General features: G+C 59.0%; 10 protein-coding genes and 1 pseudogene. 6 read left to right on the forward strand and 5 right to left on the reverse strand.

Going from position 1 to position 15971, the window contains the following annotated elements; all coding sequences use genetic code 11:
* The first annotated feature begins 23 nt into the window (after positions 1 to 23).
* Complete coding sequence (gene pyk / locus GRI44_RS09280; RefSeq protein ID WP_160601537.1) at positions 24 to 1493, forward strand: pyruvate kinase; 1470 nt, start codon at positions 24 to 26, stop codon at positions 1491 to 1493.
* Between the two features lie 91 nt (positions 1494 to 1584).
* Here the strand turns inward: pyk and GRI44_RS09285 are convergent, their stop codons facing one another.
* The 5 genes and pseudogenes from GRI44_RS09285 to rpoB all read right to left on the reverse strand — a co-directional run bounded on the left by GRI44_RS09285 (position 1585) and on the right by rpoB (position 13395).
* Complete coding sequence (locus GRI44_RS09285; RefSeq protein ID WP_160601538.1) at positions 1585 to 2406, reverse strand: hypothetical protein; 822 nt, start codon at positions 2404 to 2406, stop codon at positions 1585 to 1587.
* A 147-nt stretch (positions 2407 to 2553) separates the two neighbouring features.
* Entirely contained in the window at positions 2554 to 3108 is a 555-nt protein-coding gene (locus tag GRI44_RS09290) for a DUF1993 domain-containing protein (RefSeq protein ID WP_160601539.1), read from the reverse strand.
* A 31-nt stretch (positions 3109 to 3139) separates the two neighbouring features.
* The gene (gene gltX, locus GRI44_RS09295; protein WP_160601540.1) at positions 3140 to 4471 is read right to left on the reverse strand and encodes a glutamate--tRNA ligase; all 1332 of its coding nucleotides are present in this window, start codon (positions 4469 to 4471) and stop codon (positions 3140 to 3142) included.
* 408 nt (positions 4472 to 4879) lie between these two features.
* Positions 4880 to 9121, reverse strand: a pseudogene (gene rpoC / locus GRI44_RS09300) (DNA-directed RNA polymerase subunit beta'); the annotation flags it as partial.
* Between the two features lie 71 nt (positions 9122 to 9192).
* Positions 9193 to 13395: a DNA-directed RNA polymerase subunit beta gene (gene rpoB, locus GRI44_RS09305; protein WP_160601542.1), complete on the reverse strand. Its 4203-nt coding sequence runs from the start codon at positions 13393 to 13395 to the stop codon at positions 9193 to 9195.
* 437 nt (positions 13396 to 13832) lie between these two features.
* Between rpoB and GRI44_RS14070 the strand changes: the two genes are divergently transcribed.
* The 5 genes from GRI44_RS14070 to GRI44_RS09325 all read left to right on the forward strand — a co-directional run bounded on the left by GRI44_RS14070 (position 13833) and on the right by GRI44_RS09325 (position 15970).
* Complete coding sequence (locus GRI44_RS14070; protein WP_269800997.1) at positions 13833 to 13955, forward strand: hypothetical protein; 123 nt, start codon at positions 13833 to 13835, stop codon at positions 13953 to 13955.
* A 32-nt stretch (positions 13956 to 13987) separates the two neighbouring features.
* Positions 13988 to 14515, forward strand: a complete 528-nt coding sequence (locus GRI44_RS09310; protein ID WP_160601543.1) for a DUF2975 domain-containing protein — start codon at positions 13988 to 13990, stop codon at positions 14513 to 14515.
* Positions 14515 to 14721, forward strand: a complete 207-nt coding sequence (locus GRI44_RS09315) for a helix-turn-helix domain-containing protein (RefSeq protein ID WP_160601544.1) — start codon at positions 14515 to 14517, stop codon at positions 14719 to 14721. Before GRI44_RS09310 ends, GRI44_RS09315 begins: the two co-directional genes overlap by 1 nt.
* Before the next feature lie 108 nt (positions 14722 to 14829).
* Positions 14830 to 15063 carry a hypothetical protein gene (locus GRI44_RS09320; RefSeq protein WP_160601545.1) on the forward strand — a complete coding sequence of 78 codons (234 nt, stop codon included), beginning with the start codon at positions 14830 to 14832 and terminating at the stop codon, positions 15061 to 15063.
* A 199-nt stretch (positions 15064 to 15262) separates the two neighbouring features.
* Entirely contained in the window at positions 15263 to 15970 is a 708-nt protein-coding gene (locus GRI44_RS09325; protein WP_160601546.1) for a hypothetical protein, read from the forward strand.
* The last annotated feature ends 1 nt before the right edge of the window (position 15971 follow it).

Genomic DNA, 15971 nt, shown 5'->3' on the forward strand with positions numbered 1-15971 from the left:
CGGCTCTGGCATAGGCACAGCATATGGCAAAGCTTGATCAGCGCAAACTCGCTCCTCGTGGCCGCAAGGTCAAAATCCTCGCAACGGTAGGTCCGGCCAGCCGCGATCCCGAAATGCTCCGCAAACTGCTGAAGGCAGGCGTCGACGCGTTCCGGGTGAACATGAGCCACGGCGAACATGAAGGCCATGCCGAAACCATCCGCGCCATCCGTGCGATGGAAAAGGAATTCAACCATCCAGTCGCCATTTTCTGCGATTTGCAGGGGCCGAAACTGCGGGTGGGTAAGTTCAAGGATGGCAAGGCCGTCATCCGCCATTCGGGCCATTTCACCCTCGATCGGAACCCGGAACCGGGTGACGATACCCGCGTGGAACTGCCCCACCCCGAATTGTTCGGCCTGCTGGAAAAGGGCCAGCGCCTGCTGATCAACGATGGCAAGATCCAGCTGAAGGTGATCCGGGCGGATGCGGATTCCATCCTGTGTTCCGCAGTGGTGGGCGGGGTCATTTCAGACCGCAAGGGCGTGAATGTGCCGGATGCGGAAATCCCCATCCCTGCCCTTACTGAAAAGGACCGGCGGGACCTGGCCTTTGCCGTGCAGAACGGCGCGGACTGGATTGGGCTGTCCTTTGTGCAGCGCCCTGAAGATCTGGCCGAAGCGCGCAAGCTGATGGGCAGTTACGGTGCGCTATGCGCCAAAATCGAAAAGCCGATGGCAGTGCGCCGTCTGGATGAAATTCTGGAATTATGTGATGGCGTAATGGTCGCCCGCGGCGATCTGGGCGTGGAATTGCTGCCCGAAGAAGTGCCCCCGCTGCAGAAGAAAATCGTCAACAAGGCCCGGATGCTGGGCAAGCCGGTCATCGTCGCCACGCAAATGCTGGAATCGATGATCGAAAGCCCCGCCCCTACCCGCGCCGAAGTGTCGGACGTGGCCAATGCCGTCTATGATGGCGCGGATGCGGTGATGCTGTCTGCCGAAACGGCGGCAGGCGAATGGCCCGAAGAAGCCGTGACCATCATGGACCGGATTGCCGCGCAGGTGGAAAATGACGAATCCTATCTGTCGCGTGTCCGCTTTCTGGAAACACCGCCCGATGCGACCACCGCCGACGCATTGAGCCATGCCTGCATGACCATTGCCGACACCGTGCCGATTGCCGCAATTACCGTATTTACCGGCTCCGGCTCCACCGCGCGGCGCGTGGCGCGTGAACGGCCATCGGTGCCGATGCTGGTGCTGACACCCTCTGTCCGCACCGCGCGGCGCGTGGCGCTGCTGTGGGGCGCCCATGCCGTCACCACCAAGGATATCGGCAGTTTTGAAGAAATGATCGCCAAGGGCAAGCGTATGGCGCTGCGCCAGGGCATCGGCAAGGCGGGCAGCAAGCTTATCGCCCTTGCCGGCGTGCCGTTCGGAACGCCCGGCTCCACCAACCTGCTACACGTCGTGACGCTGGCGGGTGACGAGCTGGAGAAGCACGAGCGATAGGTTCGCCAAGGCCCGTTCAGGGCCAGATTTGCGGCGGGATCATACAGGGCGCCAACAGCGCTTCAGGCTTGTGATCCCGCCACCAAGCGCCTCAGGTTGGAATGCCGATCAGAGCGCCGCCCGTTCTCATCCACCAATCTGTGCCCCAAAGCAGCTGCACCGCAATGGCTGTCGGCACCATGACGATGGCATAGACCCAATAGGCGCGGTGGATGGAATGGCTACGGTACACATCCCACAAGAACATTGGGGCGATTGCCAGAAGCGGCCACAGGTTCATCGTGAGGGGCGATTCAGGCAGGGTATGATACAGGAATGGCATCCGGTCGAACGCTGCTGGCAGTGGAACCGTGGTTGCCAGTATGATGAGGCGTTTGTGCAGCCCTGAATCCCGTTTTCTGGCCGCAAGCGCCAGGACCACCAGCAGAAGAAAGCATGCTCCTGCGCGGATCTGGGCCAGCGCGATATTGGTCATGAATTGCAGGAATCCATTGATTTGTGCCTGTGCTTCAGGGGGCGAGCCAGCCGCAAACTGGGTGAAGGACTGGATGTTGGTCGGCACCAGAACCAGCCCCGCTATCACAAGGGCAGGCGCCAGCACCATGCCTGCCACCCCCAACTTCATGTGATGGGTTTTGCGGCCTGTCGCCATCAGCGTGGTCTGCGCCAGAAGCAGCAGCATCCATGCTCCCATCAAGACTGCATGCAGATGCATGGCCAAGGGGAATGCCGGGCGCTGTCCGGCACTTACTGCCGAGATTTTCTGGATGGAATCGGGTATGAAACCGACCAGCACAATGGCGATGAGAAAGACCGCCATGAAGACATAAATCCACCGGTCAACAAATGCGCCGACCGTTGCTGGACTTTGGCTGTGGTCAGCCGGTGACAGTGATTGGTAACGCGTGGCCATGCAGTTCCCCCTCTCGGAAACGCGACCTTGCAGGCACCATAGCGCAAATAGGCGTAAAGAAAAACCAGCCCGTTCCTGCAGGAGGATATGTGGATGTGGACTTACGCGCCGCGCGTATCGGACTGCATCGCGCCTTGAGGGCGCAGATCAGCCACCGGTTCTAAGCCGTGGGAGCAAATGCGGGATGTAATCTGCCTTGCCCAGCGCCACACCTTGGGCGCGCAGAATGGCATAGGCGGTCATCACATGAAAATAAAACTGCCCGATCGCCCAGTCCCGGGCATATTCTTCCGCAGTAAGGTCAAAAACCATCCCGTTCGCCAGCGTGTGGACGACCGGACTTTCAAGGTCCATATCCAGATCAGCCGGGGCGAGGCTTTCCAGCATTGCCACGGTTTCCTCGATACGTGCCTGCGCCGATGCCATTGAACCGGGGGCTTCCCCACCGGCACGCCCTTCATCCAGCAATTCATCAATCACGGGCGGGAACTCGGCACCGCGCAGGCGGCAGGCGGCTTCGTGTGCCTGCACACAGGCAAAGCGGATCTGTGTCGCCAAGGGAAACATGTCAGGGGCCAGCCGCGCAGCCAGAAGGGCATCGGCAGCGCCGGGTTCAGCGTGCGCCTCAGTCTTGCTCAGCCAGCCAGACAACGCCCGCAGCATTTGCGTGAAAGTCGGCACGGTCAGACTGTGTAGAGACATGTATTTTCCTCATGGCTTGGCGCACTGGCGCTCAGGCGCTGGCACGTTCCAGACGGCGGCGCGCGATGTCTTCGCCCAGCACCGGCAACAATTCACCCATGTCGGGGCCGTGGTCCATGCCGGTCAAGGCCTGGCGCAGCGGCAGGAACAGCGCCTTGCCTTTACGGCCGGTGCTGTCCTTCAACGCGGCAGTCAGCGCGTGCCACGGGTCGGCAGCGGTGAAATCCAGCGCGCTGGCGGCCTGTGCCAGAAAAGCGCGATCCTCGTCTGAAAATTCAGGCAGTTCGATCGGGCCGGTGACGATCTGCCACCACTGGGCCGCATCCGCCACGATGGCCAGATTGGGCCGGATCGCGTGCCATGCCGCTTCGTCCATGCCTTCCGGCAGGCGCTGCGCCACTGCTGCAAAGTCCATCTGATGGACAATAGCAGTGTTCACCCGGTCAAGATCAGCGTCATCAAACTTGGCCGGAGCGCGGCCGAAAGTGCCAAGATCGAACCCGTCGATCAGCGCCTGCCGGTCAGCAATGGGTTCAACCGGCTGCGATGTGCCAAGCCGTGCCAGCAGGGCGACAATGGCTTCAGGTTCAATACCCCGCGCGCGGAAGCTGTCACAGCCAAGCGAACCCAGCCGCTTGGACAATTTGCCTTCCTTGCCCATCAGCAGCGCTTCATGCGCGAAACGCGGCGGCGCGGCGCCCATGGCTTCAAACATCTGCACCTGCACTGCGGTATTGGACACATGGTCCTCGCCCCGAAGAACGTCTGTGATGCCCATTTCCACATCATCCACCGCGCTCGGCAGCATATACAGCCACGACCCGTCTGCCCGGCGGATCACCGGGTCGGACAATTGTGCAGGATCGAATTTCTGCGGGCCCCGCACGCCATCATCCCAGGTGATCGGCGTGTCATGGTCCAGCCGGAAACGCCAATGCGGGGAAACGCCCTCGGCTGATTTGGCGATGTGATCGGCCTCGGTCAGTTGCAGGGAAGCCCGGTCATAAATGGGTGGCAGGCCGCGCCCCAGCTGCACCTTGCGCTTCAGGTCCAGTTCCTGCGCGGTTTCATAGCAGCGATAGACGCGGCCATCGGCTTTCAATTTCTGAAAGGCTGTCTCGTAATGATCCAGCCGCTTTGACTGGCGTTCTTCCCCGTCAACATCCAGCCCCAGCCACGCCAGATCCTGCCGGATTGCGGTGACATATTCCTCGCGGCTGCGTTCGGCATCCGTGTCGTCGATCCGCAGCATGAACTGGCCGCCAGCCTTGCGGGCCAGAAACCAGTTGTGCAGCGCGGTGCGAATGTTGCCGACATGAAGGTTGCCCGTGGGGGACGGGGCAAAACGTGTGATGGTGGTCATGCTTTGCAGGTAGAGGGCGGCAGCGCGGCGGGCAAGCCCGCATCGGATTTCATGACGCGGCAGCGCCGCATGCGCAGACGCGTTCCTGTGCCTGTTGCGGGCCATACGAAAATGCGGGCGAAAGGGGATTTGCAGCGGAAAATGGCCACTTGCACGTCGCCCAAAAAAATGGCCCCACCGGATCGCTCCGGCGGGGCCATTCTTGCGTATTCGCCGTCAGGCTTATTCGGCAGTGTCGTCGCCAGCTTCCTCTGCTGCGTCGGCGCTACCGTCAGTTGCGTCCTGAACCGGCTCGGTTGAGGCAGCGTCGCCGCCTTCCTTCGCTTCTTCAGTCAAGTAATCGCCCGCATCGGCATTGGTGCCGTGGGTTTCACCCTCGACCGCGGCCAATGGGTCATCACCAATTGCAGCTTCGGGGCCCTGGGCGAGTTCCGCCGCGTGCTCTTCTTCTGCAGTATTGGCCATGATGATGGCGTCCTGGGCCTTCTTCCAAGAAGCGCGCAAAGCGGCATCGCGGCTGGTGGCAGTGACGCGCATCCGGTTCATGCCCGCACCGGTACCGGCAGGGATGAGACGGCCAACGATCACGTTTTCCTTCAGACCGATGAGCGAATCCTTTTTGCCTTCGACAGAAGCCTGCGTCAGCACCCGGGTCGTTTCCTGGAAGGACGCTGCCGAGATGAAGCTGCGTGTCTGCAGGCTCGCCTTGGTGATGCCCAGCAGGATCGGAACGCCTTCAGCCTTCTTCTGCTTCTTGTCGAGCTTGGCGTTATATTCGTCCATCTCTTCCCGATCGACCTGTTCGCCCGGCAGCAAGGTGGTGTCGCCGCCCACGGTGATTTCAACCTTCTGCAGCATCTGACGAACAATCGTCTCGATGTGCTTGTCGTTGATTTTCACGCCCTGCAAACGGTAAACTTCCTGGATTTCATTGACGAGATATTCGGCAAGAGCCTCAATCCCCATCACTTCCAGAATGTCATGCGGGTTCGGACTGCCCGAAATCAGCGTATCGCCCTTCTTGACGAAATCGCCTTCCTGCACGTCGATCACCTTGGTCTTGGGGATCAGATATTCGACTGGTTCACCCTCTTCCGGGATAATCGCGATCTTGCGCTTGGCCTTGTATTCGCGGACGAATTCGATCTTGCCGGAAATCTTGGCGATGATCGCATTGTCTTTCGGAATACGGGCTTCGAACAGTTCGGCAACACGCGGCAGACCGCCGGTGATGTCACGCGTCTTGGCCGCTTCACGGCTGGCACGGGCAAGAATGTCACCGGCTTCAACCTGCTGACCGTCTTCGACCGACAGCGACGTACCCGGGGCGAGCATATAGCGCTGCGCTTCGGTTTCGCCATCATCGTCAAGGCTTTCACCTTCGCCAAGCAGGGTCAGACGAGGACGCAGGTCCTCCTTCTTTTTCCGGTTGGCGGAACGGTCTTCGACAACCACACGCTGGGCAATGCCCGTCGCATCGTCGACGCGTTCTTCCATGGTCTTACCGTCGACAAGATCCTGGAAGCGCACAACACCCGACTGTTCGGTGATGATCGGCAGGGTGAACGGATCCCACTCGGCAATCCGGTCGCCTTCCTTAACCTTGGAACCATCCGGCTGCATCAGCACGGTACCATAAGGCACCTTGTGAATTTCACGCTCGCGGCCTTCGGCATCGATCACGACCAGTTCACCGGTCCGGGCAAGGGAGAGCAGACGCCCCTTCTTGTCCTTGATGGTGGGCATGTCGCGATATTCGATCTTGCCGTCCGAAATCGCTTCCAGATGGCTGGTTTCATTGATCTGCGCAGCACCGCCGATGTGGAAGGTACGCATGGTCAGCTGGGTGCCCGGCTCACCGATGGACTGGGCAGCGATAACGCCGACCGCTTCACCGATATTGACCGGAGTACCGCGGGCAAGATCACGTCCGTAGCACTTGCCGCACACGCCCTGGTCAGCTTCGCAGACCAGCGGTGAACGGATCTTGGCAGACTGCACTTCAGCCGCTTCGATTTCGGCGACCATCGCTTCGTCCAGCAAGGTGCCGGATTTGACGATCAGTTCCTGCGTCTTGGCATTGACCAGATCTTCAGCCGTGGTGCGGCCAAGGATACGTTCGCCAAGTGTTGCGATAACCGAGCCACCCTGAACAATCGCACGCATTTCCAGCATGTTATCGGTCTTGCAGTCTTCCATGACGATGACGCAATCCTGCGACACGTCCACCAGACGGCGGGTGAGGTAGCCGGAGTTTGCCGTTTTCAACGCCGTATCCGCAAGGCCCTTACGGGCACCGTGGGTGGAGTTGAAATATTCAAGAACGGTCAGACCTTCCTTGAAGTTGGAAATGATCGGCGTTTCGATGATTTCGCCCGAAGGCTTGGCCATCAGGCCGCGCATACCGGCAAGCTGCTTCATCTGCGCTGGCGAACCACGCGCGCCCGAATGGCTCATCATGTAGATCGAGTTGATCTGCGCTTCCTTGCCGTCACTGTCGATCGGGCGGGCTTTAATTTCGTCCATCATGGCATCAGCCACCTGGTCGCCGGTCCGGCTCCATGCGTCGATTACCTTGTTGTACTTTTCCTGCTGGGTGATGAGGCCGTCCTGATACTGCTGCTCGTAATCGGCAACCAGGCTCTTGGCGGCTTCGATCATGCCTTCCTTGGAATCAGGGATGATCATGTCATCCTTGCCGAAGGAAATGCCAGCCTTGAACGCGTGGCGGAAGCCCAGCGTCATGATCGCATCGGCAAACAGCACCGTGTCCTTCTGGCCGGTGTGACGGTAGACCTGATCGATCACATCGCCGACTTCCTTCTTGGTCAGAAGACGGTTGACGATGTCGAACGGCACCTTGTGGCTTTGCGGCAGGCATTCCCCGATCAGCATACGGCCCGGCGTGGTGATGAACCGCTTGAGGACAGTCTTGCCCTTTTCATCGGCCTGCGGGACGCGGGTGATGATCCGCGAATGCAGCGTGACAGCACCAACGTGAAGCGCCTGATGCACTTCGGCCATATCGGCAAAGCGGGGCAGCTTCTCGATCTTCTCGCCATTTTCGTCTTCGACGAATTCGGGGGTCTTTTCCTGACGGTCCATCGACAGGTAATAGATGCCCAGCACCATGTCCTGCGAAGGAACGATGATCGGCTTGCCGTTGGCTGGCGAAAGGATGTTGTTGGTCGACATCATCAGCACGCGCGCTTCCAGCTGGGCTTCCAGCGAAAGCGGCACGTGGACGGCCATCTGGTCACCATCGAAGTCGGCGTTAAAGGCCGAGCAGACGAGCGGGTGAAGCTGAATGGCCTTGCCTTCGATCAGCACGGGTTCGAACGCCTGGATGCCAAGACGGTGAAGCGTTGGTGCACGGTTCAGCATCACCGGATGTTCGCGGATCACTTCGTCCAGAATATCCCAGACTTCCTTACGTTCCTTTTCGACCCACTTCTTCGCCTGCTTCAGGGTCATGGACAGACCCTTGGCATCAAGACGGGCGTAGATGAACGGCTTGAACAGTTCGAGCGCCATCTTCTTGGGCAGGCCGCACTGGTGCAGTTTCAGTTCCGGACCGGTCACGATGACCGAACGGCCGGAATAGTCGACGCGCTTGCCCAGAAGGTTCTGGCGGAAGCGGCCCTGTTTGCCCTTGAGCATGTCGGACAGGGATTTGAGCGGGCGCTTGTTGGCGCCGGTAATCACACGGCCACGGCGGCCGTTGTCGAACAAGGCGTCAACCGCTTCCTGCAACATGCGCTTTTCGTTGCGGACGATGATGTCCGGTGCGCGCAGTTCGATCAGGCGCTTCAGACGGTTGTTCCGGTTGATCACGCGGCGATAGAGATCGTTGAGATCGGACGTTGCGAAACGGCCCCCATCCAACGGCACCAGCGGGCGCAGTTCGGGCGGAATGACCGGCACGACTTCAAGGATCATCCATTCCGGGCGGTTGCCGGAATCAATGAAGCTTTCAACGACCTTGAGGCGCTTGATGATCTTCTTGGGCTTGAGCGTGGATTTGGTAACCCGCAGCTCTTCCATCAAATCATCGCGTTCCTGCTCCAGGTCGAGATCCATGAGCATGGTCTTGACCGCAGCAGCGCCGATGTCGGCGGTGAAGGCATCTTCGCCATATTCGTCCTGCGCTTCGACCAGCTCGTCCTCGGTCAGCAGCTGGAATTTTTCCAGCGGCGTCAGGCCCGGTTCGGTGACGATGTAGCTTTCGAAATACAGCACGCGTTCCAGCTGCTTCAGCTGCATGTCGAGCAGCAGGCCGATGCGGCTTGGCAGCGATTTCAGGAACCAGATATGTGCAACCGGCGCGGCCAGTTCGATGTGGCCCATCCGCTCGCGGCGGACCTTGGTCACGGTCACTTCAACGCCGCATTTTTCGCAGACGACGCCCTTGTACTTCATCCGCTTGTACTTGCCGCACAAGCATTCGTAATCCTTTACCGGACCGAAAATGCGGGCACAGAACAGGCCGTCGCGTTCAGGCTTGAACGTGCGATAGTTGATGGTTTCAGGCTTCTTGATTTCGCCAAAGGACCATGAACGGATGCGCTCTGGCGAGGCAATCCCGATCTGGATCTGGTCGAATGTATCCGGCTTTGCGAGCTGGTTGGTGAATTTTGTCAGGTCGTTCATTTTGTCATCCCTTGTGGGGTGAAATCATCAGGTGGAAAGGCCGGGGCGACGCCGCAGCGCCGCCCTGCCGATTATTCCGCAGCGATTTTGAGGCCGTCGTCATCTTCGCCATTATCGATCGAAGACAGTTCGATGTTGAGGCCAAGGCTGCGCATTTCCTTCACCAGCACGTTGAAGCTTTCCGGAATGCCGGCTTCGAAGGTGTCGTCACCCTTGACGATCGCTTCGTAAACCTTGGTCCGCCCGATCACGTCATCGGACTTCACGGTCAGCATTTCCTGCAACGTATAGGCAGCACCATATGCCTGCAGCGCCCAGACTTCCATTTCACCAAAGCGCTGTCCACCGAACTGCGCCTTACCGCCCAGCGGCTGCTGGGTGACGAGGCTGTAGGGGCCGATGGAACGCGCGTGGATCTTGTCGTCAACAAGGTGATGCAGCTTCAGCATGTAGATGTAGCCCACGGTAACCTTACGGTCGAAAGCTTCGCCCGTGCGGCCATCATGCAGCGTCACCTGGCCGGAACCTGGCAGATTGGCCAGATGCAGCATTTCGGTAACGTCAGCTTCGCGCGCACCATCGAATACAGGGGTGCCCATCGGCACGCCGTTCTGGAGGTTGCCCGCCAGTTCGATGATGTCGGAAGCCGAACGGCTGTCCAGTTCTTCGTGATACTGGTCGCCGTAAACATGCTTGAGGGTTTCCACCACCGCAGCAGGCGGCTTCATGCCTTCGTAATCTTCGCCCACATCAGGGTTTGCTTCACGCCATTCGTCCAGCGCCGCAGTAACCTGCTGGCCCAGACCGCGCGCGGCCATGCCCAGATGGGTTTCAAAGATCTGCCCGACGTTCATGCGCGAAGGCACGCCCAGCGGGTTCAGCACCACGTCAACGGGGGTACCGTCTTCGAGGAATGGCATGTCTTCGGCAGGAAGGATGCGTGAAATCACACCCTTGTTACCATGACGGCCAGCCATCTTGTCACCTGGCTGAAGCTTGCGCTTCACGGCAACGAAGACCTTGACCATCTTGAGCACGCCCGGCGCGAGTTCGTCGCCCCGTTCCAGCTTTTCACGGCGATCTTCAAACTTGTCCTCGATGATCTTGACCGCATCGTCATATTGCGACTTCACGGCTTCGATCTGGGTCTGGCGGTTGTCATCAGCGACAGCAAACTTGAACCATTCGAACTTTTCGAGATCATCCAGCAGCGCTTCGTCGATCTCCACGCCCTTCTTCACGCCCTTGGGCGCTGCAGACGCAGTCTGGCCGAGCAGCATTTCGCGCAAGCGATTATAGGTCGCCCGGTTGAGAATGGCGCGTTCGTCTTCGCTATCCTTGCGCAGACGTTCGATTTCCTCGTTCTGGATCGCCCGCGTACGGTCATCGATTTCGATACCGTGACGGTTGAACACGCGAACTTCGACAATCGTGCCGGCAACACCTGGCGGCAGACGCAGCGATGTATCGCGCACGTCCGATGCCTTTTCACCGAAGATGGCACGCAGAAGCTTTTCTTCCGGCGTCATCGGGCTTTCGCCCTTCGGCGTAATCTTGCCGACCAGAATATCGCCCGGATGCACTTCGGCACCGATATAGACGATCCCGGCTTCGTCGAGGCTCCGCAAGGATTCCTCGCCGACATTGGGAATGTCACGGGTGATGTCTTCCGGCCCAAGCTTTGTGTCGCGGGCCATCACTTCGAATTCCTCGATATGGATCGACGTGAATACGTCGTCCTTCACGATGCGTTCGGAGATCAGGATGGAGTCTTCGTAATTGTAGCCATTCCACGGCATGAAGGCGACGAGGCTGTTACGGCCCAGCGCCAGTTCGCCCAGATCGGTGGACGGACCGTCAGCGATAATATCGCCGGGCTCGACCACGTCATTCACCTTCACCAGCGGACGCTGGTTGATGCAGGTGTTCTGGTTGGACCGCTGGAATTTCTGCAGCGTATAGATATCGACGCCGGACTGGCCGGGTTCCACATCGCCCACCGCGCGGATCACGATACGCGTGGCGTCAACCTGGTCGACGATACCGCCGCGCGTTGCCGAAATGGCAGCGCCGGAATCGCGGGCCACGGTTTCTTCCATGCCGGTGCCGACAAATGGCGCTTCAGCGCGCACCAGTGGCACGGCCTGACGCTGCATGTTGGAACCCATCAAGGCGCGGTTGGCGTCATCGTTTTCCAGGAATGGAATGAGCGATGCTGCCACCGAAACCAGCTGCTTGGGCGAAACGTCCATCAGGGTGATCTGATCGTTGGGAAGCATCACGAATTCACCGGATTCGCGGGCCGAAACCAGTTCTTCGACGAAGCTGCCATCAGCGTTCAGTTCAGCAGAAGCCTGCGCCACGGCGTGCTTCTGTTCTTCCATCGCCGACAGATATTTCACTTCCGAAGTGACCTTGCCGCCCTTGACCAGACGGTAAGGCGTTTCGATGAAGCCATATTTGTTGACGCGGCTGAACGATGCCAGAGAGTTGATCAGACCGATGTTCGGGCCTTCCGGCGTTTCAATCGGGCAGATACGGCCATAATGGGTCGGGTGAACGTCGCGGACTTCGAAGCCGGCACGTTCACGCGTCAGACCGCCAGGCCCAAGCGCCGACACACGGCGTTTATGCGTCACTTCGGACAGCGGGTTGGTCTGGTCCATGAACTGCGAGAGCTGGCTGGAACCGAAGAACTCGCGCACGGCAGCCACGGCGGGCTTGGCGTTGATGAGATCGTTCGGCATCACGGTCGATACATCGACGCTGCTCATGCGCTCCTTGACCGCACGTTCCATGCGCAGCAAGCCGACACGGTACTGGTTTTCCAGCAGTTCGCCCACCGAACGGACACGGCGGTTGCCAAGGTTGTCGATGTCATCGACTTCGCCCTTGCCGTCCTTCAGGTCGACCAGTTCCTTGACCACGGCAAGGATGTCTTCCTTGCGCAGGGTGGTCACGGTGTCTTCAGCGTCCAGTTCAAGACGCATGTTCAGCTTCACGCGGCCAACAGCCGAAAGGTCATAGCGTTCGCTGTCGAAGAACAGGCCTTCGAACAGGGCCTCTGCAGTTTCCTTCGTTGGCGGTTCGCCCGGACGCATCACCTTGTAGATGGCTTCCAGACCTTCATCGCGGTTTTCAGCCTTGTCGACTGCCAGCGTGTTGCGGATCCACGGGCCGATGTTGACTTCGTCAATGTCCAGCAGGGCAATCTGGTCCACGCCGGCATTGTCGAGCACTTCGAGATGCTCAGCCGTCACTTCGTCACCAGCTTCGATATAGATGCGGCCGGTTTTCTCGTCGATCATGTCATGCGCTGCATAATGGCCGAGGATTTCCTCGGTCGGGATCAACAGCGTGGTCAGACCGTCCTTGGCCGCCTTGTTGGCAGCGCGCGGGCTGATCTTTTCCTTGGCGGCGAAGATTTCTTCACCGGTCTTGGCATCCACCAGGGCAAAATCGGGCTTCAGGCCGCGCCATGCTTCGGGGTTGAATGTGATCTGCCAGCCATCGCCCTTCTTGCCGGACACGCGGTCCCACGTGACGGTTTCGTAGAAGTGGTTGAGGATGTCCTCAGCCGATAGGCCGAGCGCATAGAGCAGCGCCGTAACCGGCAGCTTGCGCTTGCGGTCGATCCGAACGTTGACGATGTCCTTGGCGTCGAATTCGAAATCGAGCCACGAACCACGGTAAGGAATGACGCGGGCAGCAAACAGCAATTTGCCCGACGAATGGGTCTTGCCGCGGTCATGGTCGAACAGCACACCTGGCGAACGGTGCATCTGCGATACGATGACGCGTTCCGTGCCATTGATGATGAACGTGCCGTTCCCCGTCATGAGCGGCATGTCGCCCATATACACGTCCTGCTCCTTGATATCGAGCACGGAGCGGGTTTCGGTCTCCTGATCCACTTCGAACACGATCAGACGCAGCGTCACTTTCATCGGCGCTGCATAAGTGATGCCGCGCTGGCGGCATTCGGTCGTGTCATATTTCGGAGGTTCGAGTTCGTAATGTACGAAATCAAGCTCGGCAGTGCCGGCAAAGTCGCGAATCGGGAACACCGAACGCAGGGTCTTTTCCAGGCCGGAAACATAATCGATCGACGGGTCAGAACGGAGGAACTGTTCGTAGCTCTCGCGCTGCACTTCGATCAAGTTCGGCATTTTCACGACTTCGTGAATGTCGCCGAAAATCTTGCGGATACGCTTCTTGGCAGTACCGGTGTTGCTGTTCCGGGATACTTTGGGTGCCTTAGCTTTGGTCGCCATGGAGGTTTGGTGCCTCTTTCAGATTGGCCGGCACCGCAAAGGGCAACCGGCGGAAAATTCATACCACACGCTGGTTCGTGCCCTGATCGGCGGCCCTGAGGCCGGAACGCAAAAAACGCCGCAGCAAATGACCACTCCATCCAATAGTGGATGAAGGGTGGCTGCAGGCGTGTGCGTCGCGATCATGGATACCGATGCTTCCTTTCGTGGCAGACCCCCGCGCAAGGGTCCGTCTTGCTCGAAGCAACCGGCAGGGGGCTCATATAGGTGTATGATCGCCGTGTGTCAAACCTCCCCGCGCAGCACAAAACCCCCTTTCCAGCTGCCCCATCCATCGCAGAACGATAAGAGCAATATTCTTTTACGATATTATCGATTGACAATAAGGCGGATCGCACATATTGAATATCGATATTTAGATTATTGGAGAACGACAAATGACAAATGTACTGGGAAATACATTCGCTCTGGTGATGGCCATGCTGGTTTCGGCCGCGCTGCTGAGCCCGGCCGCTTCCGTACCAGCAGATGCGCCCACGCTGACTTACGAAATCGCCTGACCCACGATCGACCGGCAAGAAAGGGAATAGACATGACCCGCATATTCAATGACCCGCTGCTCAACATCGCACGATTTTTCATCGTTTTGGTGATGGCAATCTTCGTCGTCGCTCTGCTGGCGATCATCATCGCCCTACCTGCAATCGGTATGTATCACAGCCAGGTCATTGCCGCATTGGCAGAAGATGGCGCACCTGCCGCCGCGCTATGGGCGATTGTCGCCCTGATGCTGCTGGCTGCTGCTGTCATCTCCTTATGCTGGCTGTTCCTGCGGCATATGAAACGCATTATCGATACCGTCGCAGCGGGCGATCCGTTCGTGCCTGAAAATGCCAACCGCCTGCGCGCCATGGGCTGGCTGGTGCTGATAATCTACCTTATCGGCATACCGCTGGGCGCGATTGCCATGTGGATGGCCTCTGTCACCGAAGGCGCTGACATCCGCTTTACCGGCGACTTGGGAGGTGGCGGAATTGTCCTGTGCCTGACGCTGTTCATCCTTGCCCGCGTCTTCCGCAAGGGCACTGAAATGCGCGAAGAACTGGAAGGAACCATCTGATGGCCATAACCGTGAAACTGGACGATCTGCTGCACGAACGCCGCATGACCCTGACCGAACTGGCCGAACGCGTGGGCCTGACGCTGGCCAATCTTTCCATTCTGAAAACCGGCAAGGCCAAGGCCATGCGGTTCTCGACGCTGGACGCCATTTGCAGGGAGCTAGGTTGCCAACCCGGTGATTTGCTGGGATATGAGCAGGCGTAGTCCACACGGCAGGGTCGCGATCCTGCCGCCTGCATGGCTACACGGCAGGCCTTTGCCGAGGCATCATCGCCCGCACAAGGCCGCCTTTCACAACAGAGGGAAACACTTATGAAGAAATTTGCATTCGCCATTCTCCCGCTCGCCATGATGGCTGCAGCCTGTGATGGCGCCAAGGAAGATCTCGGCGAAGAAATGGACGATGTCACCGAAGCGCAGGCAGAAGTGATGGATGAAAAATCCGACGTTCTCGACGCCCAGGCTGACCTCGCCACCGACCCGGCCGAAGAAGCCGCGCTGGAAGCCGAAGCGACCACGCTGGAAAATACAGCCGACGGCATCTGATTTTCCGTCAGTAGCCAGAATTTGTAGATTTTGAGGCCGGCCGGGAAAAACCCGTCCGGCCCTTTTCATGTTGTGGCCTGCCTGGTCGAGCTCCGGCCAACCAGGCTTCATGAGGTCGCCAACTTTCGATAGCGCTAATTTCTCTTGGTTTTGCAGCCCCTTGCGCTATTCGATAGCGCGAATGCTTTGGGGAAACTGCATGAGATTCTGGGGCGGCCTGAAATATACCTACCGCGAAAGTTGGGCGTTCCTGTGGGCCTGCCCACTGCTGGCGCTGATCCCGGTTTTGGCGGAATTTGCCCAGCATGCCGCCGAAATGCACCTTGGGATGTATGCCAGCCTCGAAGCGGCGCAGGCGGCCGAAGATGATCCGCTGCGGATGGCTTTCGGCTTCATCAAGACCTTCGCTCTGTCATTGCCGGGCTATTGGGTCATTCGATATCTGGCGGGAAACCGGGATACACAGGCAGCGCGTAGTTTCGATCGCCGGTCAGTCACGCTTTATGCCGTGGTCATGCTGTTCAATAGCGCGCTGGTCGCCATTCAACTTTTCGTTCTGCCGCGATCAGGCGCTGCGCTGATTGCGGGAATGGTGGGTGGTTTGCTCATAACGCCGCTGTTGCTGCGCTGGTTCGTGGCCGCGCCTTTGGGCATATTCATCAGTCCTGCGGCATCGGCCAGGGTGATGCTGCCGCAAGTGCCTTTTGCTATTGCCTTCTCTCTCGCCGTGATGCTGCCGCTGATGGTGCCCCATTACGCGCTGGGCGCGGCGGCAATCTTCGCGCCAGCTTATGTGCTGAAGTGGGCCATTCTCATCGCCGATTCGCTGCTCGTCGGCTGGATGGCGGCGGCTATGATGGCGGGCAGCTGGGCCCTCGCCACCCGCAAGATGCCGATCACTGCTTGAC

The organism is Allopontixanthobacter confluentis, from assembly GCF_009827615.1.
Classification (GTDB): Bacteria; Pseudomonadota; Alphaproteobacteria; order Sphingomonadales; family Sphingomonadaceae; genus Allopontixanthobacter; species Allopontixanthobacter confluentis.

Coding starts and splice junctions, on each gene's coding strand:
- GRI44_RS09320 (WP_160601545.1), top strand. CDS start 14,830: ATGAAGAAATTTGCATTCGCCATTCTCCCGCTCGCCATGATGGCTGCA.
- GRI44_RS09315 (WP_160601544.1), top strand. CDS start 14,515: ATGGCCATAACCGTGAAACTGGACGATCTGCTGCACGAACGCCGCATG.
- GRI44_RS14070 (WP_269800997.1), top strand. CDS start 13,833: ATGACAAATGTACTGGGAAATACATTCGCTCTGGTGATGGCCATGCTG.
- GRI44_RS09285 (WP_160601538.1), bottom strand. CDS start 2,406: ATGGCCACGCGTTACCAATCACTGTCACCGGCTGACCACAGCCAAAGT.
- pyk (WP_160601537.1), top strand. CDS start 24: ATGGCAAAGCTTGATCAGCGCAAACTCGCTCCTCGTGGCCGCAAGGTC.
- rpoB (WP_160601542.1), bottom strand. CDS start 13,395: ATGGCGACCAAAGCTAAGGCACCCAAAGTATCCCGGAACAGCAACACC.
- GRI44_RS09325 (WP_160601546.1), top strand. CDS start 15,263: ATGAGATTCTGGGGCGGCCTGAAATATACCTACCGCGAAAGTTGGGCG.
- GRI44_RS09310 (WP_160601543.1), top strand. CDS start 13,988: ATGACCCGCATATTCAATGACCCGCTGCTCAACATCGCACGATTTTTC.
- gltX (WP_160601540.1), bottom strand. CDS start 4,471: ATGACCACCATCACACGTTTTGCCCCGTCCCCCACGGGCAACCTTCAT.
- GRI44_RS09290 (WP_160601539.1), bottom strand. CDS start 3,108: ATGTCTCTACACAGTCTGACCGTGCCGACTTTCACGCAAATGCTGCGG.